The 21,105-nt window shown below is 71.0% G+C and carries 18 protein-coding genes; 6 read left to right on the top strand and 12 right to left on the bottom strand.

What is annotated here, in order from left to right; genetic code table 11:
• Positions 1 to 468: 468 nt before the first annotated feature.
• Genes pdeM through D7X30_RS35750 form a run of 4 tightly spaced genes read right to left on the bottom strand, consistent with a single transcriptional unit; the run spans position 469 to position 6,264 of the window.
• On the bottom strand, positions 469 to 1,122 hold the full coding sequence (pdeM, locus tag D7X30_RS35765) for a ligase-associated DNA damage response endonuclease PdeM (RefSeq protein WP_120567449.1): 654 nt from the start codon (positions 1,120 to 1,122) through the stop codon (positions 469 to 471).
• Positions 1,092 to 3,653, bottom strand: a complete 2,562-nt coding sequence (locus D7X30_RS35760; protein ID WP_120567448.1) for a ligase-associated DNA damage response DEXH box helicase — start codon at positions 3,651 to 3,653, stop codon at positions 1,092 to 1,094. The genes pdeM and D7X30_RS35760 overlap by 31 nt, the downstream gene beginning before the upstream one ends.
• Entirely contained in the window at positions 3,640 to 5,238 is a 1,599-nt protein-coding gene (locus D7X30_RS35755) for an ATP-dependent DNA ligase (RefSeq protein ID WP_120567447.1), read from the bottom strand. The genes D7X30_RS35760 and D7X30_RS35755 overlap by 14 nt, the downstream gene beginning before the upstream one ends.
• Before the next feature lie 3 nt (positions 5,239 to 5,241).
• A complete protein-coding gene (locus tag D7X30_RS35750; RefSeq protein WP_120567446.1) occupies positions 5,242 to 6,264 on the bottom strand; it encodes a ligase-associated DNA damage response exonuclease in 1,023 nt (340 codons plus the stop codon).
• 201 nt (positions 6,265 to 6,465) lie between these two features.
• Between D7X30_RS35750 and D7X30_RS35745 the strand changes: the two genes are divergently transcribed.
• The 3 genes from D7X30_RS35745 to D7X30_RS35735 all read left to right on the top strand — a co-directional run bounded on the left by D7X30_RS35745 (position 6,466) and on the right by D7X30_RS35735 (position 9,509).
• Positions 6,466 to 7,380 carry an SH3 domain-containing protein gene (locus D7X30_RS35745; protein ID WP_233592003.1) on the top strand — a complete coding sequence of 305 codons (915 nt, stop codon included), beginning with the start codon at positions 6,466 to 6,468 and terminating at the stop codon, positions 7,378 to 7,380.
• 72 nt (positions 7,381 to 7,452) lie between these two features.
• Positions 7,453 to 8,949, top strand: coding sequence for an anthranilate synthase component I family protein (locus tag D7X30_RS35740; protein WP_120567445.1), 1,497 nt, complete (start codon positions 7,453 to 7,455; stop codon positions 8,947 to 8,949).
• Positions 8,946 to 9,509, top strand: coding sequence for an aminodeoxychorismate/anthranilate synthase component II (locus D7X30_RS35735; RefSeq protein WP_120567444.1), 564 nt, complete (start codon positions 8,946 to 8,948; stop codon positions 9,507 to 9,509). Before D7X30_RS35740 ends, D7X30_RS35735 begins: the two co-directional genes overlap by 4 nt.
• Positions 9,510 to 9,515: 6 nt before the next feature.
• Here D7X30_RS35735 and D7X30_RS35730 read toward each other — a convergent pair whose 3' ends face one another.
• From D7X30_RS35730 to aroF, 8 genes are read right to left on the bottom strand one after another with little or no spacing between them, the layout of a single operon-like run.
• Positions 9,516 to 10,112 carry a histidine phosphatase family protein gene (locus tag D7X30_RS35730; protein WP_120567443.1) on the bottom strand — a complete coding sequence of 199 codons (597 nt, stop codon included), beginning with the start codon at positions 10,110 to 10,112 and terminating at the stop codon, positions 9,516 to 9,518.
• A gap of 51 nt (positions 10,113 to 10,163) precedes the next feature.
• A complete protein-coding gene (locus tag D7X30_RS35725; RefSeq protein WP_120567442.1) occupies positions 10,164 to 10,715 on the bottom strand; it encodes a GNAT family N-acetyltransferase in 552 nt (183 codons plus the stop codon).
• Between the two features lie 45 nt (positions 10,716 to 10,760).
• Positions 10,761 to 11,552, bottom strand: coding sequence for a tryptophan synthase subunit alpha (gene trpA / locus D7X30_RS35720; protein ID WP_120567441.1), 792 nt, complete (start codon positions 11,550 to 11,552; stop codon positions 10,761 to 10,763).
• Positions 11,549 to 12,754, bottom strand: coding sequence for a tryptophan synthase subunit beta (trpB, locus tag D7X30_RS35715; protein ID WP_120567440.1), 1,206 nt, complete (start codon positions 12,752 to 12,754; stop codon positions 11,549 to 11,551). The genes trpA and trpB overlap by 4 nt, the downstream gene beginning before the upstream one ends.
• An 11-nt stretch (positions 12,755 to 12,765) precedes the next feature.
• Positions 12,766 to 13,398, bottom strand: a complete 633-nt coding sequence (locus D7X30_RS35710; protein ID WP_120567439.1) for a phosphoribosylanthranilate isomerase — start codon at positions 13,396 to 13,398, stop codon at positions 12,766 to 12,768.
• Positions 13,395 to 14,213: an indole-3-glycerol phosphate synthase TrpC gene (locus D7X30_RS35705; protein WP_120567438.1), complete on the bottom strand. Its 819-nt coding sequence runs from the start codon at positions 14,211 to 14,213 to the stop codon at positions 13,395 to 13,397. The genes D7X30_RS35710 and D7X30_RS35705 overlap by 4 nt, the downstream gene beginning before the upstream one ends.
• Entirely contained in the window at positions 14,210 to 15,226 is a 1,017-nt protein-coding gene (gene trpD / locus D7X30_RS35700) for an anthranilate phosphoribosyltransferase (RefSeq protein WP_120567437.1), read from the bottom strand. The genes D7X30_RS35705 and trpD overlap by 4 nt, the downstream gene beginning before the upstream one ends.
• Positions 15,227 to 15,229: 3 nt before the next feature.
• The gene (gene aroF / locus D7X30_RS35695; RefSeq protein WP_120567436.1) at positions 15,230 to 16,255 is read right to left on the bottom strand and encodes a 3-deoxy-7-phosphoheptulonate synthase; all 1,026 of its coding nucleotides are present in this window, start codon (positions 16,253 to 16,255) and stop codon (positions 15,230 to 15,232) included.
• A gap of 185 nt (positions 16,256 to 16,440) precedes the next feature.
• On the opposite strand from aroF, the gene D7X30_RS35690 reads away from it, so the two are divergent.
• From D7X30_RS35690 to D7X30_RS35680, 3 genes are all read left to right on the top strand, one after another.
• The gene (locus D7X30_RS35690) at positions 16,441 to 17,691 is read left to right on the top strand and encodes an NAD(P)/FAD-dependent oxidoreductase (protein ID WP_120567435.1); all 1,251 of its coding nucleotides are present in this window, start codon (positions 16,441 to 16,443) and stop codon (positions 17,689 to 17,691) included.
• A 290-nt stretch (positions 17,692 to 17,981) separates the two neighbouring features.
• Positions 17,982 to 20,351 (top strand): S8 family peptidase, encoded by a 2,370-nt coding sequence (locus D7X30_RS35685; protein ID WP_158619445.1) that lies wholly within the window; start codon positions 17,982 to 17,984, stop codon positions 20,349 to 20,351.
• 77 nt (positions 20,352 to 20,428) lie between these two features.
• Positions 20,429 to 21,082: a CPBP family intramembrane glutamic endopeptidase gene (locus D7X30_RS35680; protein WP_233592002.1), complete on the top strand. Its 654-nt coding sequence runs from the start codon at positions 20,429 to 20,431 to the stop codon at positions 21,080 to 21,082.
• Positions 21,083 to 21,105: the final 23 nt, after the last annotated feature.

The following is a 21,105-nucleotide window of genomic DNA, read 5'->3' as shown; positions in this document are numbered from 1 at the left end:
GGGGGCCGTCCCGGTCCCGGTGGACCGGGCGGGGGGTGGCTCCTGGCGCTCAGACGGCAAGGCAGTCACGTCCAACGAACCTCTAGGATGGTGCCGTGGGCGCGGGTCCCTCATGCATTTCCCGACCCAATGCGGCGCGGGACCATCGACCATGAGCACGGCAGTGTCAACCATTCTGTGGGGAGTGGGAATAAGGAGCGCTTAGCACCTTCTGGGGCGGTTGCGACAAGTTGCACGCGTGCGGTGATGAATCCCGCTTCTGGCGATCGGAAGGGAGCTTTGCGCGAGGGCGCTTTCCCCTCTGGGATCAATCCCTCTCAGGGCGTGCGCTACAGGGTACGACGGTCCGCGCCACGCATGAAGCGGGGCTACTGGGAGTCCGTGTCGTCGGGCTCGCGCCAGCGGTCGCGGGTGGCGCCGGTGGCGATGATCCGAAGGACGCGGTGGCGCCTGGCCTGGCTCATGGCGCTAGACCTCCACCACCGCGGTGCCGGCGACGGCGTAGACGCGGTCCTTCTTGCCCCGCCGCATGTCCACACCACCCGTGAAGGCGCTGAACGCGGGCAGGACGCCCACGCCGGGGCCCAGGTGGAAGCAGGGCAGCCGCAGCCGGTCCGCCCCGCCCGACAGCCGCACCATGGGGTGCAGGTGCCCGGCCCAGACGTAGCGCCCGGTGGCCGGCTCCGGGTGGTGCGCGAAGCGGAACGGGCCTTCGTCTAATACCTCCGCGCGGTCCTCCATCCTCCAGGAAGGCGGAAGGGTCCGAACGTGGCGGTCGTGGTTGCCGCGTATCAGCACGACTTCTAGTGAGGCATGAGCTTCGCGCCAGGTATTCACGCGGCTGATGACGCCCGCGGTGAGCCCCTGGCGCGAGTGGACGAGGTCGCCCACCAGGAGGAGACGCCGGGCGCCGGTGGCGGTGAGGGCGGAGGAGAGGCGGGCGAGGTCGTCATCCAGGGCCCCCAGGGGCAGGGGGATGCCGTGCTGCTGGAAGGACTCCGTCTTGCCCCAGTGCAGGTCGGCCACTGCGAGCACGCCGGCCTGGGGCCAATGCAACGCCCGTTCCGGGAGCAGCTCCACGTCCGCGTCCGCTACGCGGGTCTGGCATCGGCCTGGGACCATCGCTCCTTGAGGCGCTGCACGCGGTCCAGCAGGGATTCGTTGGACACGCTGGCGCTGATGCGCTCGACGACGAGCGGGAAGCCCAGCGGCGAGGGCCGGTGGACGTGGACGACTTCGACGGGGTGCGCCTCCAGGCGCTCCAGGGTTCGCGCGAGCCGGCCCTGTTCGAACTGATGCTCCAGGACCTCGCGGCGCGCCTGACGCAGGAGGAGGTTGTCCGGGTCGTACTTCACGAAGACGTCATAGAGGAGCGCGGCGCTGGCCTGGACCTGTCGGGTGGACTTGCGCGCTCCGGGCAGGCCCGGCATCACCAAGCCGGCCACGCGGGCGATGTCGCGGAACTGCCGGCGCGCGAGCTCGCTCAGGTTCACGCTCTCCAGGATGTCCTCCACCAGGTGCTCACGGGTGAAGAGGGCCGGGCGCAGGGCTTCATCGAAGGGGAAGGGCGTGGAGGTGAGCAACTCCAGGCCGTAGTCGTTCACGGACAGGCTGAAGGTGGCCTTCTGCAGACGCGTGAGGCGCAGGGCGAGGAGCGCCGCCATGCCTTCGTGCACGAGCCTTCCTTCAAAGGGATAGAGGAAGAGGTGGTAGCCGTCCCGCGTGCGGCAGGTCTCCGCCAGACAGCGGCGGTCGCCGGGGATGCGGGACAGGCGGGCCTGCGCGTCGAGGATGGGCCAGGCGGCGGCGACCTCGTCCCGGGTGACGTCGCCCTGGCGCGCGGCCTCCAGCGTGCGGCGCATCGCGGACGCGAGCGAGGTGGACAGGGGCAGGCGGCTGCCGCCCCAGCGCGGCGTCTGGGTGGCCTTGGCCTTCGCGGGCTTCACGTACGCCGTCATGTCCTTGAAGCGGCTGAACTCCAGCCGGCGGCCCGCGAAGAGGAAGGTGTCCCCGGGCTTCAGGCGGCTGACATAGGACTCCTCCACCGTGCCCAGGGTGCCGCCGCTCCAGTAGCGCAGCTGCACGGACGCGTCCGACGTGATGGTTCCGATGTTGAGGCGGTGCAGCCGGGCGAGGCGCACGTCGGGCACGCGGAAGCGGCCGTCCACCTCCACCACGCGGCGGAACTCCGGGTAGGCGCGCAGCGTGGGGCCGCCTTCGCGCACCAGGGTGAGGGCCTGGTCGAACTCCTCGTCGGTGAGGGACGCGTAGCTTGTCGCGGTGCGGACCTCGTCGCGCAGGGCCTCGCGGGTGAAGCCTCCTCCCAGCGCGCACGTCACCAGGTGCTGGGCCAGCACGTCGAGCGGCTTGGACAGGGGCGTGCGCGGCTCCACCTCGCGGCGCGCGATGGCGTCTCGGGCGGCGGCCATCTCCACCAGTTCGAGCGCGTGCGTGGGGACGAAGAGGATGCGGCACGTGGCTCCAGGACGGTGCGCGCTGCGGCCCGCGCGTTGGAGCGTGCGGCCGATGCCCTTGGGACTTCCTATCTGGATGACGCGCTCCACCGGGCCGAAGTCCACGCCCAGGTCCAGCGAGGACGTGCACACGACGAGGCGCAGGCTTCCGTCCTTGAGGCCTCCCTCCACGCGCTCGCGCTCCTCGCGGTCGATGGAGCCGTGGTGCAGCGCGAGCAGGTGTTCCCATTCGGGGCGCAGGAAGCGCAGGCCCTCGAACCAGCGCTCCGCCTGTGAGCGGGTGTTGGTGAAGAGGAGCGTGGACTGCGTGGGGTCCAGCCAGTCCGCCACGCGCGGCAACATGGAGAAGCCCAGGTGCCCGGCCCATGGGAAGGTGTCCACCTCCTCTGGCAGCAGCGTCTCCACGTCCACCGGGCGCTGCAAATCCGCGCTCACCAGCGTGGGCTTGCGGTCCGTGCCCACGATGGTTCGCGCGGCCTCGCCCAGATTGGCGAGCGTGGCGGAGAGCGCCCAGATGCGCAGGCCCGGAGCGAAGTGGCGCAGGCGGGCCAGGGCCAGCTCCACCTGGGTGCCTCGCTTGGAGGCGAGCAGTTCGTGCCACTCGTCCACGATGACGGCGCGCAGTGAGGCGAAGTTCTCCGCTGCCTGCTCCTGCGTCAGGAGGAGTGACAGGGATTCCGGCGTGGTGATGAGCACCTGGGGCAGGCGTTCGCGCTGACGCTGGCGCACGGAGGAGGACGTGTCGCCCGTGCGGCTCTCCACCTCCAGGTCCGCGTCCAACGCCATCAGCGGTTCACGCAGGGCCTGCTCCACGTCGCGCGACACGGCTCGCAGTGGCGTGAGGTAGAGGATTTGAAGGCCCTTCTGGTTGTGCTCCGCCACGTCCGCCAGCGGGCCGATGTACGCCGCGTAGGTCTTTCCCGCGCCGGTGGGCACGTGGATGAGGCCGCTGTCTCCTCGCGCGTAGGCGGCCCATGCTTCTTCTTGAAAGGCGTAGGGCGTCCAGCCCTTCGAGGCGAACCACTGGCGGAGTTGATCCAGCGGCGCGCCTTTGTATGGGGATGGGCTCCGGGGCGTGGGACGCTTCGCGCGGGTCTTTGTGGGCTTCGGTGATTCGGCCTGCTTCTCCGGCGCGTGCTTGCCGCGCATGCGATTGCGGCGGGGCCTAGTGGGCTGCATGCAGCAGCCCCTTCAACGAGTCGAGCGTGTCCGCGTCCCTCGCCGTCTTGTCCGCGCGCCAGCGGGCGATGCGTGGGAAGCGCAGGGCGATGCCTGACTTGTGGCGTGGGGACGGGGCGATGGCTTCGAAGTGCAGCTCGAACACCTGCTCCGGATCCACCGAGCGCACCGGGCCGAACTTCTCCCGCGTGTGCGCGCGAATCCACCGGTCCAGCCTGCCAATCTCCTCATCGGTGAGGCCCGAGTAGGCCTTCGTCACCGGCAGCAGGTCCTCGCCGTTCCACACCGCGAAGGTGTAGTCCGTGTAGAGCGACGAGCGCCGGCCGTGGCCTGGATGCGCGTAGAGCAGCACCGCGTCCACCGTGTACGGGTCGATCTTCCACTTCCACCAATCGCCGCGCTTGCGCCCCGTCTGGTACACCGAGTCCAGGCGCTTGATCATCAAGCCCTCGACGTTGCGCGCGCGGGACTCCTTGCGCAGCTCCGCCAGTTCCTCCCACGACGAGGCCGTCACCGTGGGAGAGATGGGGAAGCGCGGGTGGTCCTTGAGCAGGGCCTCCAGCCTCGCTCGGCGCTCGCGCAGGGGCAGCTCGCGCACGTCCTTTCCGTCCTGCTCCAGCAGGTCGTAGACGACGAACGCGGCGGGGGCCTCCGCCAGCACCTTGGGCGTGAGCTTCTGTCTGCCAATGCGGCGCTGGAGCCGGGCGAAGGGCAGGGGGACTCCGTCCTCGTAGGCCATCACCTCTCCGTCGAGCACCGTGCCTTCGGGCAGGGCCCGTGCGGCCTCGGTGATTTCGGGGAAGCGTTCGGTGATCAGCTCCTCGCCCCGGCTCCAGAGGAACACGTCGCCCTGGCGGCGGATGAGCTGGCCCCGGATGCCGTCCCACTTCCACTCGACGAGCCAGTCGCTCGGTTCTCCCAGCGACTCCGCCGGCTGCTCCAGCGGCGACGCGAGATAGTAGGGATACGGGCGCGACACGTGGCCGTCCGATACGTCTGGCGCCACGAGCTGTTCGAAGAACGCCTTCGTCGGCGTCCACGTGCCCATCAGCCGGTGCGCCACGCTGGGCGGCGGCAGGCCGGTGACCTGCGCGATGGCTCGCACCACCAGCGTGTTGGACACGCCCACGCGCAGCTCGCCTGTGAGCATCTTGTTGAGGAGGAACAGCTCGCGGCGGGGCATGGACTTCCACCAGCCCACCACCCGCTCGCGCTGCTCCGCCGCGTCCAGGCCGCGTAAAGGCAACAGGCGCTCTTCCAGCCACCGTGAGAGGGGAAGTTCCTCGGCGTGCTCGGGCGGGAGGTTCGCTCCGTCGAGCAGCAGCGCAATCACCTCCGCCAGGTCTCCCACCGACGCGTAGACCTCATCAAAGAGCCAGTCAGGAATGCCCGTGAGCTCCTGCGTCCAGCCCACCAGCAGCTTCGACGTGAGCAGCCGCTTGAGCTTCTGACCCGTGAGGAAGAACAGGCCCCAGGCGGCGTCCTCCGGCGGCGTCTGCCGGAAGTAGCGCGCCATCGCCTCCACCTTCGCGTTGGTGGAGGTCGTCTGGTCGAGCGTGTCGTAGAGGTCGGCCAGGGCTCGCACGCGTCAGTCCTCAGCTTCGCCCTCGAAGGGCGTGGCGAGTGGCGAGGCGTCCACGCCCCGCTCCCGCAGGTAGTGCGACAAGGGGTCGGTGTAGCCGTGCGTGACGAGCACCTTCTCCGCCTGCGTGTCCGCCACCGTGCGCAGCAGGTCCGGCCAGTCCGCGTGGTCGGAGAGCACGAAGCCCCGGTCGTAACCTCGACGGCGCCGGTTGCCGCGCACGCGCATCCACCCCGACGCGAAGCCCGTCTCCGCTTCACCGAAGCGGCGCATCCACGTGGAGCCGGCCGCGCTCGGCGGCGCCAGCACCAGCGCGCCCGCGAAGGACGTGCCCTTCTCCGTCTCCGACACCAACTGCGTGGGCAGCATCGCGATGCCCGCTTCGCGGTACGCGGTGACGAGCCCGTTCACCGCGCCGTGCACGTAGGCCGGCCGGTCCGTGAGTTTGCCCAGCTCCGCCAACAGGCGCTGCGCCTTGCCCAGCGCGTAGCAGAACAGCACCGCGGAGCGGCCCGCCTCGCGGTTCGCGTCCCACCAGCGCAGGATGTCCTGGGCCACGAGGCGCGGATCATCCCAGCGGAAGATGGGCAGTCCGAACGTCGCCTCGGTGATGAAGGTGTGGCAGCGCACCACTTCGAAGGGCGCGCACGTGGGGTCCGGCGTGCGCTTGTAGTCGCCGGAGATGATCCACACCTCACCCCGGTGCTCCACGCGGATTTGAGCGCTGCCCAGCACGTGGCCCGCGGGGTGGAAGCTCACGGTGGTGTCGCCCACGGTCAGCTTCTCGTCGTACTCCAGCGTGTCGATGACCGCGTCCGCTCCCAGGCGGCGTTGCAACAGGCCTCGTCCGGGAGCTGCTCCCAGGTAGCGTTGGCTGCCGCTCCGGGCGTGGTCGCCGTGCGCGTGCGTGACGAGCGCCCGCTCCACCGGACGCCATGGGTCGATGTGGAAGTTCCCCGCCTGGCAATACAGCCCCTGCGGCGTCACGGAAACCAGCGGCGTTCGTTCCTGGTGGGTCGCGGTGGCCACGGTCCTCTAGAGGTAACGAGGCCTTGGAGCAGGGGCCACCCACGGCCGGACCCTCCAGCGCGCTCCGCTGACAAGGGGGCGAGCGTCCGTGCAGGCTCTGCTTGCGCTCCAAACGACGAAGCCAGGGACCGGAGGGCCCCTTGGATGGTGGGCGTGGACGGGGGATAAACCCGGGAACCCCCACTTCCGGACCCTTTCGTGATGCTGACGACGCCCGCGCTCCTCCTGTTCCTCACCCTGGCCCAGTCCCCCCCGGCTTCGGACGCGGTGCTCGAATACAGCTCACCGCTGACGGAGGAGAGCGCGCCGGATCCAGAGGGCTTCTCCTTCACTGCCTTCACGGCGGGCCAGACGCTCTACCTGGGCGTGGACGAGGCGAACCTGCGCGCGAGCGCGGCGGCGGACGCGGGCGTGGTGCGGACGCTGATGCTGGGCACGCCCGTGCGTGTGCTGAAGGCGGGGGCTCGCGCGACGGTCGGCGAGTACATCAACACCTGGTACCAGGTGGCCGTCGTGGACGCGAAGGCGGCTCCAGGCGCGGCTCCCGTCACGGGTTGGGTCTTCGGCAACACGCTCACGCCGTTCCGCTTCGAGGCCGACCTGGACGGGGACGGCGAGATGGAAGTGGCCACGGTGGTGATGAGCAACGAGTTCAAGGCGCGCGTGCGCGTGCTGGAGCCGAACGTGAAGCCGCCTCGCCGGGTGAGCAGCGTGGACGTGGCGGTCGCGTCCACGGACTACGGCGGAGGGCGGGGCGGCCCGGTGACGGTGACGCTGGTCCCCGCGAAGGAGGCCGGCGTGACGCTGCTGCAACTGGACTCCGCGCCGGAGCGGTGTGGCGACTTCGTCACGTCCTATGTGAGCTACACCGGGTCGAATGGGAAGCCGGGTGTGCTGGGCAAGGCGAAGCTGGCGCTGGAACTGGGCGGGCTGATGGATCCCCCGAGCGAGAGCACGTTCACGGTCTCCTTCCAGGCAGCCGCGAAGCGGGCGCTGGTGGTCCGCACGAGCGTCGAGGAAGAGGAAGAAGGCAAGCCGCGGAAGGTTACGGAGCGCGAGGTCTATCAGTGGAAGGACGGCGTGTTCGCTCAGGCGAAGCCCGTCGCGAAACCGTAGTCGCAGGGCCCGGAAGGCCGGGCACCCGGGAGCCCCTCCGGGTGAAGGAAGAGGGGGTCAGGGCAATCGACCATGGATGCGCAGGAGCGGAAGGCAGCCTACCGGCAGCGCGCGGAAGCAGGTCAGGCGGTGCCGGTGTCGGTGGAGTTGCCGGCGGACCTGGATACACCGCTGTCGGCATACCTGAAGCTGGGCGGTGGAAGCCGCGGCTTCATCCTCGAGTCGTGCTACGGCGGCGAGCGCTTCGGGCGCTACAGCCACGTGGGCGTGAACCCGGCGGGCCGCGTGCGGCTGGACCGGGACGGGCTCACGTTGTGGCGTGGCTCGCATGAGGAGCGCCGCGAGGGCCGGCCGCTGGACGTGCTGCGCACGCTGTGGCGCGAGCTGTCCGTGGCGACGCTGCCGGGCGAGGCGCCCTTCCTGGGCGGGCTCGTGGGCTACCTGGGCTACAACGCCACGTCGTGGTTCGAGCCGAGCGTGCCGGACCGCCACCCGCGCGACACGGGCTTCCCGGACTCCGAGTGGCTCATCGCGGAGGACTTCGTCACCCACGACACGCGCACCCAGACGCTCAAGGCCATCGCCATCGCGCGGCCCGCGCTGCACGGCAGCGTCGCCGCGGCGCTGAAGGACGCGGAAGGACGCGCGGAGGCAATGGCGGAGAAGCTGCGCCGGCCGCTGCCGCAGGAGGCCTACGCCGCCGTCCCCGCGCAGAAGAACGCGCCGGCCCCTGTCGCGTGCTGGGACCGCGAGGGCTACGCCCGGGCGGTGGAGAAGGTGCAGGAGTACGTGCGCGCGGGCGACTGCTTCCAGGCGGTGCTCGCGCGCAGGTTCGAGGCGAAGGGCGCCATCCCTCCGCTGTCGCTCTACCGCGCGCTCCGGCGCGTGAATCCCTCTCCGTACCTGTTCCTGGTGGACCTGGGCGAGGCGCGCGCGCTGGTGGGCGCGTCGCCGGAGCTGCTGGTGCAGGTGCGCGACGGGGACGTGGTGGTGCGGCCCATCGCGGGCACGCGCCGCCGGGGTGGCTCCGAGGCCGAGGACCAGTCGCTGGAGAAGGAGTTGCTCGCGGACGAGAAGGAGCGCGCCGAGCACATCATGCTGGTGGACCTGGGGCGCAACGACGTGGGCCGGGTGGCCGCGCCGGGCACGGTGCGCATCGAGGACCTGATGATCATCGAGCGCTACAGCCACGTGATGCACATCGTGTCCCAGGTGCGCGGCAAGTTGGACACCACGCGCTTCGACGCGCTGGACGCGCTGGCGAGCACCTTCCCCGCGGGCACCGTGTCGGGCGCACCGAAGATCCGCGCGATGCAGATCATCGACGAACTGGAGCCCATGCGGCGCGGGCCCTATGCCGGCGCGGTGGGCTACCTGTCCTTCTGCGGCACGCTGGATGTGGCCATCGCGCTGCGCACCTTCTTCGTGGATGGCGACCGCACCATGTGGACCGCCGGCGCGGGGCTGGTGGCGGACTCGGACCCCATGAAGGAAGCGGACGAGACGGAGGCGAAGGCGGGCGCCATGGCCGCCGCGCTGCGCCTGGCTCGCGAAGGAGGTGGGCGGTGATCCTCGTCATCGACAACTACGACTCGTTCACCTTCAACCTGGTGCAGCTGCTCTACACGCTGGGCGCGGAGGTGAAGGTGGTTCGCAACGACGCGCTGGATGTCGCGGGCATCGCGGCGTCAGGCGCGTCCCACCTGGTGGTGTCCCCGGGGCCGTGCACGCCGCACGAGGCCGGGGTGAGCGTGGCGGCCATCTCCCAGTCTCGCGTGCCGGTGCTGGGCGTGTGCCTGGGACACCAGTCCATTGGCGCTGCGTTTGGCGGGCAGGTGGTGCGCGCGCCGGAGCCCGTGCATGGCAAGGCGGCGCACATCCGGCACGGCGGCACCGGCGTCTTCACCGGCATGCGGCAGGGCTTCCAGGCGGCGCGCTACCACTCGCTGGTGGTGGCGGCGGAGTCCATGCCCGCGGAGCTGGAGGCCACGGCGTGGAGCCAGGACGGCCTGGTGATGGCGCTGCGTCACCGCACGCGGCCGGTGGTGGGCCTGCAGTTCCATCCGGAGAGCGTGCTGACGCCGGAGGGCCCGTCGCTGGTGCGCAACTTCCTGGAGGGGAAGCTGTAGCGGCCTTCACTCCTTCAGGTGCGTGGTGTCGTTCCAGCTCACGAGGACCGGCTGTTTGCCGCCGGCCTCGGAGCCCAGCACGCTGATGGACGCGGTGCCCAGGTGGAAGAGCCTGCCTCCGTCCGGGGGCAGGCCCAGCCATCGCGAGGCGAGGATGCGCAGCATGTGCCCGTGCGAGAAGAGGAGCACGTCGTCCTGGAGGGCGCGCGCCTCCGCGATGATGCGGTCTGCTCGGGTGCCCACCTCTTCCAGCGTCTCTCCGTTGGGCACGCCGTCCGTCCACAGCGTCCAGTCCGGGCGCGTGGTGCGGATGTCCGCGCCGGTGCGGCCCTCGTAGTCGCCGTAGTTGAACTCCATCAGGTCGTTCTTCTTCTGGGCCACGTCGCCGTAGCCCGCGAGCACGCACGTCTCCTGCGCGCGCGTCAGCGGGCTGGTCCACACGGCGGCGAAGCGCCACTTGCCCAGCGGCGCGCGGAGCCGCTCCGCCATCTGGCGGCCCTCTTCCAACAGCGGCAGGTCCGTGCGGCCGGTGTGCTGGCTGCTGCGGCTCCACTCCGTCTCACCGTGACGGACGAGGACCACCTGGGGGGCGCGTGTGTTCATGGCGCCAATCTGTGTCAGCCCATGGCGGGACGGGAGGGAAAAGTGCACGCGCTACCGCTTGCGTGTCCGCCAATCCTCACGGCTCTGGCCCCATATCTCCACCTCGTGGTCGTTGTAGGGCGCCGGCAGCATGCCCATGCGCAGGAGGCGCGAACCCAGCCGGCGGGCCACCTGCTTCGACGGCTCGTTCGGCGGGGAGATGGAGTGGATGACCTCCGTCCAGCCGAGGTGGTCGAAGGCCCAGTCGATGGTGGCCGCCGCGCCTTCTGTCGCGTAGCCCTTGCCCCACGCGTCGCGAGACAGGCCCCAGCCGATCTCCGGGCCCGGCCACTCCGCGGGCTGCCAGGGCCCGAGCCGGCCCACCCACTTGCCGGTGGACTTCTCGAACACGGAGAACATGGCGAAGCCCTGGAGCACCCAGGAGCCGGCCATGGCGCAGACGGCGCGCCACACGTTGGAGCGGGGCTGGAGGCCGCCGATGTACCGCGCGGTCTCCTCGTCCGCCATCATCGCCACGAAGCCCTCCAGGTCCTGGAGCGTGGGAGGACGCAGGATGAGGCGAGGCGTTTCGAGGGTGGGCCCCAGGATGGGCGGAGTGTGCATGTCCGTTCTCCAGGCGCCGGGGTTGGCTGGCGCCTGGAGCGGACCTTAGCGCTTCAGGCCGCGCTTGATGTCCGCGCAGAGTTGCTTCGCCGCGGCCGGACCATCCGAGTGGGCGGCCTTCACCAGCGCGCTGCCCACCACGACACCGTCCGCGTGGGCCACCAGCGGCCGGGCCGTGTCCGCGTTGGAGATGCCGAAGCCCGCCACCACCGGCACGGACGCGGCGCGCTTCACCAGGTCCAGCCGCTGCGACAGGTCCGGCGGCAGCTCCGAGCGCATGCCGGTGACGCCCGCCACGGACACGCAATAGACGAAGCCTCGCGCGTCCTTCGCGATGGCCTGCGCGCGCGCGGGCGGCGTCGTGGGCGCGCACAGGGGCACCAGGTCCACGCCCTCCTTGTCGAACGCGGCGCGGATGCCCGCGCTCTCCTCGGGCGGCAGGTCCGGGAGGATGGTGCCCGAGATGCCCCGCTCTCGCGCGAGCTTCGCGTAGCGCTCCTCGCCCATGGCCATCACCACGTTGACGTAGGTCATGATGACCAGCGGCGTCTCCGGGCAGCGGCGGCGCACCTCCGGCACCACTTCGTCCAGCACGCGGCGCAGGGTGGCTCCGGCCTTCAGCGCCCGCTCCGACGCGGCCTGGATGACAGGGCCGTCCGCGATGGGGTCGCTGAACGCCACGCCGATCTCCAGCACGTCCGCGCCGCCCTCCACCATGGCGGCGAAGACGTCCACGGACTTCGGCAGGTCCGGGTCGCCCGCCATCGCGTACGCCACCAGCGCGCCTTCTCCCCGGGCCTTCGCCCGGGCGAACGCCTTGCCCAGCTCCGTGCTCATGACTTCACCCCCGTCGCCGGCGGCACTCCGCGCGCGGAGATGGTCGCCACGTCCTTGTCACCCCGGCCCGAGCAGTTGATGACCAGGTGCTTGCCCTTGCCCATATCGCGGGCCAGCGAGCGCGCCGCCGCGAACGCGTGCGACGTCTCCAACGCGGGGAGGATGCCCTCCGTGCGCGCGACCTCGTAGAAGGCGGTGAGCGCCTCATCGTCCGTCGCGGTGCGCACCTCCATGCGCCCCGTCTTCGCCAGGTGCGCCAGCTCCGGCCCCACGCCCGGGTAGTCCAGGCCGGCGGAGATGCTGTGCGCCTCTTGAATCTGGCCGTGCTCGTCCTGGAGCACCAGCGAGCGCGAGCCGTGCAGCACGCCCTCCGTGCCCAGCGTCAGCGACGCGCCGTGCTGGCCGGAGTCCAGGCCGTGGCCTCCCGCCTCCACGCCGACGAGCCGCACCGACGTGTCCGGGATGAAGGGGTGCAGCGCGCCGATGGCGTTCGAGCCTCCGCCCACGCACGCGATGATGGCGTCCGGCAGCCGTCCCATCGTGGCCAGCGTCTGGGCGCGAATCTCCCGGCCGATGACGGATTGGAAGTCGCGCACGATGGTGGGGTAGGGGTGCGGGCCCGCCGCGCTGCCGATGACGTAGTAGGTGTCCTGCACCTGCGACACCCAGACGCGCATGGCTTCGTTCATCGCGTCCTTGAGCGTGCGCGAGCCCGACTCCACCGGCCGCACCACCGCGCCCAGCGCGCGCATGCGGAAGACGTTGAGCGCCTGCCGCTCCACGTCCAGCGCGCCCATGAACACCTCGCAGGGCAGGCCGAAGAGCGCGCACGCGGTGGCGGTGGCCACGCCGTGCTGGCCCGCGCCCGTCTCCGCGATGATGCGCTTCTTGCCCATGCGCCGGGCGAGCAGCACCTGGCCCACGGTGTTGTTGATCTTGTGCGCGCCCGTGTGCGCCAGGTCCTCGCGCTTGAGCCACACCTGCGCGCCACCCCACGACTCCGTGAGGCGGTGCGCGGGCGTCAGCGTGGTGGGACGGCCCACGTATTCGCGCAGCACGCGGGTGACCTCCTCGCCGAAGGACGCGTCCTGCTGCGCCTTCGCGTAGGCCTCTTCCAGCTCCAGCAGCGCCGGGACCAGGGTCTCCGGCACATAGCGTCCGCCGTAACGGCCGAAGCGGCCCACGGCAGTGTCCGTCGTCATGGCACGACTCCTCAGGGGTTGAGGGACCGGACCGTGCGCACGAAGGCGCGCACCGCATCCAGGTCCTTGATGCCAGGGGAGGACTCCACTCCACTGGCCACGTCCACACCGTAGGGCTGGGTGGCCCTCACGGCCTCGGCCACGTTGGAGGGCTTGAGGCCGCCCGCCACCAGTACCGGCAGGCCACAGTCCGCGAGCTGCTTCACCAGCGACCAGTCGAAGGTGACGCCGCCGCCGCCGTAACCCGGGGCCGCGCCGTCCAGGAGCAGCCCCGCCACGTCGCCCACGCCCACGTAGCTCCGGGCCTTCGCCACGTCGTCCGGCCCGCGCACGCGCAGCGCCTTGATGACGGGCACACCGTAGCCGGAGCAGGCCTCGGGTGGCTCGTCGCCGTGGAGCTGCACGGCGGTGAGGCCGCATTCGCGCACGCGGACCCGGATGTCCTCCGGCTTCGCGTTGACGAACACGCCCACCATCGCGGCCAGCGGGGGGCGCGTGCGTGCGAGCTGCGCCGCCGTGGACAGGTCCACGAAGCGGGGGGAGCCGGGATGGAAGTTGAGCCCCATCGCGTCCGCGCCCGCCGCCCACACGCCCTTCGCATCCGCGACGCGCGTCACGCCGCAGACCTTCACGAGGACGTTCATGTCCCGCCGCCTTCCAGGCCCAGCAGCCGGCGCAGGGCGAGGCCGGGGTCCGCGTCGCGCAGGAGGGACTCGCCCACGAGCACGGCGTTGGCGCCCGCGTCGCGCGCGGCGGTGAGGTCCGTCAGGTGCTTGAGGCCGCTCTCCGCCACCAGGGCGGTGGACCGGGAGCGCAGCGCGGGCATCACCCGGAGCGCCGTGCCGGTGTCCGTCTTCAGCGTGGCGAGGTTGCGGTTGTTGAGGCCGATGATGCTCGCGCCCGCGGCGAGCGCGCGTTCGGCGTGCGCCTCCGTGTGGGCCTCCACGAGCGCGGCCACGCGCACCTGCTTCGCGGCGGCGATCATCTCCCGGAGCTCCGAGTCCCCGAGCGCGTCCGCGATGAGCAGCACCGCGTCCGCGCCCCAGGCCGCGCTCTCCTCCACCTCGCTGGCGGCGACGAGGAAGTCCTTGCGCAGCACGGGGATGGAGACAGCGGCGCGGACCGCGACCAGGTCCTCCAGGCTGCCGCCGAAGTCCGGCCCGTCCGTGAGCACGCTGATGGCGCAGGCGCCGGCGGCTTCGTAGGAGCGGGCCACCGCGACCACGTCCGCATGCGGGAAGGCGCCGCCCGAGGGGCTCTTGCGCTTCACCTCCGCGATGACGTTGACCGGATGGCCGAGCACGCGCCGCACCAGCGCCTGCGCGAAGTCCCGCGTCGGGGGATGCGCGCCGTGCGTGGGAGGAGGACGGGTGCCCAGCTCCCGGCGCTTGCGCGCCATGATGACGTCCAGCGTGCCCGGCGCTTCCGCGGGCTTCGCGGCCGAAGAGGAGGCCGTCATGCCGCGACCCTCTGGATGAGCGCCGCGAGCTTGCGTTCGGCGGCCCCGGAGTCGATGGCGTGCTCTGCCCGCTTCACGCCCTCCTTCAGGGTGTCCACCAGTCCCACGATGAGCAGCGCGGCGGCCGTGTTGAGCAGCACCGCCGTGCGCACGCCGTCGCGCTCTCCCGCGAGCAGCCCGCGCAGGCGCTTCGCGTTCTCCTCCGCGTCGCCTCCCGCGATGGACTCACGAGGCACCGTCGTCAGGCCCGCGTCCTCCGGCGTCACCGTGAAGCGGCGCACGGTGCCGTCCGCGCACAGCTCCGCGACCTCCGTGGGCGCGCACGGCGAAATCTCATCCAGCCCGTCGTGCCCGTGCACCACCCAGGCGCGCCGGCTGCCCAGCCGCCCCAGCACGCGCGCGGTCTGCTCCACGCGCTGCCGGTCGAACGTGCCCAAGAGCTGGTAGCGCGCGCCCGCGGGGTTCGTCAGCGGCCCCAGCAGGTTGAACACGCTGTGGAAGCCCAGGTCCCTGCGCGCCTGCGCCACGTGCCTCAGGGCACTGTGGTGCGAGGGCGCGAAGAGGAAGCCCACCCCGTGCTCGTCGATGTCGCGCGCCACCTGCGCGTGCGCCCGCTCCATGGACACGCCCAGCGCCGCCAGCACGTCCGCGCTGCCGCAGCGGCTGGAGACCGCGCGGTTGCCGTGCTTGGCCACCGTCACCCCCGCCCCGGCGGCCACGAAGGCCACCGCGGTGGAGATGTTGAAGGTGTGCGCTCCATCACCCCCCGTACCGCAGGTGTCGAGCACCACCTCCGCCAGGGGAGCAATCTTCGCCGCGCAGGCCCGCATGGCCTCCGCCGCGCCGAGGATTTCATCCTCGGTCTCTCCCTTCATGCGCAGCGCGGCCGCCAGCGCACCGACCTGCGCGGCGGAGGCCTCGCCCGCGAGCATCTGGCCCATGACAGAGGCCATCTCCTCGCGGGAGAGGTCGCGCCGGCTCACCACCCTGCCGAGCGCTTCCTTGAGGGTCATGGCCTATCCCAGCCTGACCGTTTCGCGTCCCATCGCCTGGGCGATGGCCCGCACTTCACCCATGGCCTTCTCGAACTCGGAGAAGTCCAGCGACTGGAAGCCGTCCGACCTCGCGCGCGGCGGATCCGGATGCACCTCCACGATGAGGCCGTCCGCGCCCGCGGCGATCGCGGCCCGCATCATCGCGGGGACGGCCTTGCGCACGCCGATGCCGTGCGACGGGTCCACGAACACCGGCAGGTGCGTGAGCGCCTTGAGCATGGGCACCGCGTTCAAATCCAACGTGTTGCGCGTCATGTTCTCGAACGTGCGGATGCCCCGCTCGCAGAGGATGACCTGGGTGTTGCCGCGCGCGACGATGTACTCGGCCGCCATCAACAGCTCCTTGATGGTGGCGCTGATGCCGCGCTTGAGCAGGACGGGCTTGCGCGTCTCGCCCACCGCCTCCAGCAGGCTGAAGTTCTGCATGTTGCGCGCGCCCACCTGGAGGATGTCGGTGTGCTGCGCGACGGAGTCCAGCGTCGCCGTGTCCTTCACCTCCGTCGTCACCAGCAGGCCCGTCTCCTTGCGCGCCTCCGCGAGCAGCGCCAGGCCGTCACCCTTGAGGCCCTGGAACTCATAGGGGCTGGTGCGCGGCTTGAACGCGCCGCCGCGCAGCATGGTGGCGCCCGCCTGCTTCACCGCCTGCGCGGTGGAGATGATCTGCTCGCGCGACTCCACGGAGCAGGGGCCGGCGATGACGTGGATGGCGGCGCCGCCGAGCGTGAGGTCGCCCACGCGCACCAGGCTGTCCTCCGGCTTCACCTCGCGGCTGACCAGCTTGAACGGCTGGGAGATGGCGACCGCGTCCGCGACGCCGGGCAGCACGCGGAAGGGCTCCGGCTCCACCGCGCCCGGGTTGCCGGTGATGCCGATGGCGGTGCGGGAGCCCCCTGCAATCGCGTGCGGATGCCAGCCGCGGCGGCGGATCTCATCGTTCACTCGCTCGATGTCCTGGTCCGTCGCGTCTGGGCGCATCACGATCAGCATGGGGGAACGCCTGCTCTTTCTCTCCAAAGGGCACGCAGGCGGATGCCTGCGTGGGTGTGCCTGGAGCACCGTGCACACGGCAACCTTTGCCGTAACTGTCGGATGCCCGCAACCGAACCAGAGTCTTGCTTGCACGTCTTGGCGTTATCAAGCCAGGGTCCGCACGCTCGGACGGGAGGCGGACCATGGCGAAGCGGCCCGGGGTCATCGTGGTGGGTGGGGGGCTCGCGGGTCTGGCGTGCGCGACGGCGCTGCTCGAGGCGCGCGTGGACGCGCACGTGCTGGAAGCAGGGGACGCACCGGGCGGAAGAGTGCGCACCGACTCTCACGAGGGGTTCCTGCTGGACCGGGGCTTCCAGGTGTACCTCACCGCCTACCCGGAAGGCCGGCGGGTGCTGGACCTGAAGGCCCTCTCGCTCCAGCGCTTCATCCCCGGCGCGAAGGTGTGGCGGGGTGGGCGGCTGCACACGCTGGCGGACCCGCTGCGGCATCCCGTCGCGGCGGTGTCGCATCTGTTCGATGCCCCGGGGGGCCTGTCGGACAAGCTGCGCGTGTTGGAGCTGCGGCAGCACGCCACGTCCGGAGAGCTGGGGGACCTGTGGCAGCGGCCCCAGCAGGAGTCGCGGCGCTTCCTGCTCGACCTGGGCTTCTCCGAGGAGATGCTCGAAGCGTTCTTCACGCCCTTCCTCGGCGGCATCTTCCTGGAGCGGGGGCTGACGACGTCCAGCCGGATGCTGGAGTTCGTGTTCCGGATGTTCGCGACGGGGCACGCGGCCGTGCCCGCGCAGGGGATGGGCGCCATCCCCGAACAGCTGGCGGCGAAGCTGCCCTCGGGCGCGCTGCGGATGCGCGTGCAGGTGGAGGAGGTATGGGGGCACCGCGTGCGCCTGCCGGGCGAGGAGATGATGCACGCGGACGCCGTCGTGGTGGCGACGGATCCAGGCAGCGCGGCGTCGCTGCTCGTGGGCATGCCGGCGCCCCGCATGAACCGCGTGACGTGTCTGTACTTCTCGGCGCCGGAGCCTCCGGTAGAGGGGCCGTGGCTCGTGCTCGACGGCGAGGGGCGCGGACCGGTGAACAACGTGGCGGTGATGAGCGAGGTGTCCACCGCGTATGCGCCGAAGGGACAGGCGCTGGTGTCCGTGTCGGTGGTGGACGACGCGGGCGGCGCGGACTCACTGGAGGCGCGCGTGCGTGCGCAGCTCACGGAGTGGTTCGGCGCGGCGGTGTCCGCGTGGCGGCATCTGCGCACGTATGTCATTCCGGACGCCCTGCCCGCGCAGCCTCCGTCCTCGCTGGTGGAGCCGCACCGGCCCGTGCGGCTGGCCGCGGGGCTCTACGTGTGCGGAGACCACCGCGAGAACGCATCCATCGACGGAGCGTTCGCGTCGGGGCGCCGCGCGGCGGAGGCGGTGTTGCAGGACCTGGGGAGGTAGTCCGCCCTGTTGCCTGCGAAGCAGCGCGTTGCCTTCCAGACAACATGCGGACAGGGGGCGCGGCGCACCCCGGGTGAGGATTGAATCGCGAAGGGAAGGGACCGGCCAGCCGGGCCCTGGACAGCTGGACGCGTTGCCCGCAGCGGACCTAGGGTCGGACGCTCTCACACGTTCTTCCAAGGAATCCGTTCATGCTCCGCCGCCTTGCCCTCCTGGGATTGCTCGGTCTCGCGGCCTGTCCCGGCGACACCAAAGACGATGATGACGACACCACTTCGCGGAAGGGGACCGTGACGGGCACCCTGCAGCCGTTCCAGGCCGGCTCCTCCGCCACGAACGCCGGGTCGTCGCTGGATGCGTTCTTCTCCCTGCCGGGCGCGAAGAACCTGTCCCAGAAGGTCTCCCAGATTCTCGCGGCGCGCGGCGTGTGGCGCACGGGCATCCCGTCCAAGCCACTGACGCACCAGGCGTCGCTGCTGCCGGGAGAGATCATCCTCCGCTTCGGCACGCCGGGCCTGTCCGCGGAGGAGGCCGTCGCGCAGGCGCGCGTCGCGGGCTACCACGTCGTGCACCAGGCCTTCCTGAGCGAGACGCAGCACCTGCTCCGCTACGAGGTGAGCCAGCCGCAGGCGATGTCCGGCGGCACGCCCACCGTGCGCGCGCTCACCGAGGCCGAGCACGTGCGCGTGCTCCAGCAGGTCCAGGCCGTGCAGGGCGTGCAGAACGCGGAGAGCAACCTGCGCGTGCGGCCACTGGCCGTGCCGAATGATCCGCTCTACTCGCGGCAGTGGCACTACAAGAACATGAACCTGCCGGCGGCCTGGGACCTGGGCACGGGCAGCGAGTCCATTGTCGTCGCGGTGGTGGACACCGGCATCACGAAGCACCCGGACCTGGACACTCGCGTGCTGACGGGCATGGACTTCATCTCCAGCACCGCCAACGCGGGTGACGGCGATGGCGTGGACACCGACCCGACGGACAACGGCAAGGACCTGCCCAACGGCGGCTCGTCGTACCACGGCACGCACGTGGCGGGGACCATTGGCGCGTCGTCCAACAACGGCACGGGCGTGGCGGGCGTCACCTGGTCCGGGCGGAACATCCTGCCGGTGCGCGTGCTGGGCACGCAGGGCGGCTCGACGGCGGACATCATCGCGGGCATCACCTGGGCCAGCGGCGGCACCGTCACTGGCGTGCGGGCGAACACCACGCCCGCGCGGGTCATCAACATGAGCCTGGGCGGCAGCGGTGCGCCGTCTTCGCAGCTGCAGAGCGCCATCAACGCGGCCGTCGAGCGCGGGGCCATCCTGGTGGTGGCCGCGGGCAACGAGAACGAGAACACCTCCAACAGCTACCCCTGCAACCAGCAGAACGTCATCTGCGTGGGCGCGGCGCGCTTCAACGGCAAGCGCGCCAGCTACTCCAACTTCGGCACGCAGGTGGACGTGATGGCCTCCGGTGGCCAGACGAGCGAGGACCGCAACGGCGACGGCTTCCCGGACGGAGTGCTGTCCACGCTGCCCAACAGCAGCAACCAGCCTTCCTATGACTGGTACCAGGGCACCAGCATGGCCACCCCGCACGTGGCGGGCATCGTGGCGCTGATGCTGGCGCAGGATCCCAAGCTCACGGCGGCGGACGTGGAGGCCATCCTGAAGGACACCGCGGACACGTCCAGCCAGTGCTCCGAGGGCTGCGGCGCGGGCCTGGTGGACGCGCTCGCCGCCGTGCGGCGCGCCAAGGGCATCGTGGACACGAGCCAGCCGCCGAAGCTGGCCATCAGCACCACGCAGCTGTCCTTCACCGGCGCGTCCTCGCAGGCGCTGACGGTGCGCAACAACGGCGGTGGCACGCTGCAGGTGAGCGTGGGCGTCTCCGGCACCAACGCCTCCTCGGTGTCCGTCTCCAGCGCCTCGCTGTCCATCCCCGCGTACAAGTCCGCGTCGCTGAACGTGAGCGTCAATCCGGGCTCGCTGTCGCCGGGCAGCTACGTGGCGCAGGTGGACCTGGACGGCGCGTCGGGCACGGGCTCCGCGCAGGTGCTGGTGAAGTTCCGCGTGGGCGCCACGGAGACGAAGGATGCGCTCATCGGGTTCGCGTACCTGGACGCCGCGGGCGAGGTGCAGGTCGACGACGACGGTGTCGCCCTGGTGTCCGCGGCCGGTGGATACAACTACAACGTGAAGCTGGACCCGCACGACTACCTGGTGCTGGCGTCCATCGACGACACCGGCGAAGGGGAGTTCTTCGACGACGGTGACCGCGTGGGCTTCTGGCGCGACACCACCCAGGTGGAGACGGTGCCGGTCACCAAGGGCAAGACGACCAGCGGCATCAGCTTCACCCTGGTGCCCTACCAGTCGCCGGATGAGGGCGACGGGTCCGACTCGAAGATTGGCGAGTCCTGCACCAGCAACAGCGAGTGCGGCACCAATGGTCTGTGCGCCACGGGCGAGTTCTGGCCGGGGGGCTACTGCACCCTGGACTGCCTCTCGTCGAGCTGCCCGGCGGGTTCCGCCTGCTACAGCAACTCGACTGGCAGCAGCGCCTTCTGTTTCGCGTCGTGCACGCCGGGGGTGGCGGGAGAGTGCCGCACCAGTTCCGGTTACGTGTGCGGCGACGATGGTTCGGGCAACGGCGTGTGCCTCAAGCCGTGACGTGACGCCTTCACCGGCGGTGCACGCGTGAACGTGCCCGCCGGTGAGCATCGTGCCGGGGTACGCTGCCGCGCGCGATGACTGCTTCTCCCGTTGGACCGCCGTCAGCCGGTGATGCGGCCCTGCCCTTCTGGCGGGCCGCGGCCGCTGGCGGCGTGCTGGCCTGGACGGCGCTGGTGCACGTGCATCCGCCGCGCTTCTTCGCCGTCGCTTCCGTCTTCTGCGCCGTCTGGCTCGCCGTGACGTGGCGGGTGATGGGCCCCTGGCGGAGGCCGCCTCCCTCCTTGTCGCTTGCTGATGCCGCGTGGGGCTCTGCCCAGGCGGTGGTGCTGTACGCGGGCGCGAGGGCCTTCCTGTGGGCGTTCTGCGGCGGCTTCACCGACGCGCTCTGCGAGCCGCTGAAATCCGTCTACTCGACGTTCGGCACGGGGTCGCTGGGGACGGCGCTGGCCCTGGTGTTGCTGCTCGTTCCGGCGGAGGAGCTGTTCTGGCGCGGGTGGGTGCAGGGCGCGCTGCGTCCACGGCTGGGCCGGTGGGGCGCGGTCGCCGGGTCGGCGGTGTTGTCGAGCGTCGTGCTGCTGGGCTTCGGTGAGCCGTTGCTGGCCCTGGCCGCGCTGCCCACGTCGCTCGCCTGGGGCGCGCTGGCCGAGTGGCGCAGGACGCCCGCCGCGGCCTGGGTGAGCCATGCCCTGTGGGACGTGCTCATCGTCGTGGTGTGGCCCGCGACGTGAGCGCGCGTGCCAGAATGCGCGCC

This window comes from Corallococcus sp. AB011P (genome assembly GCF_003611605.1).
GTDB classification, from domain to species: domain Bacteria; phylum Myxococcota; class Myxococcia; order Myxococcales; family Myxococcaceae; genus Corallococcus; species Corallococcus coralloides.
This window is presented reverse-complemented; position numbering and strand designations above follow the sequence as displayed.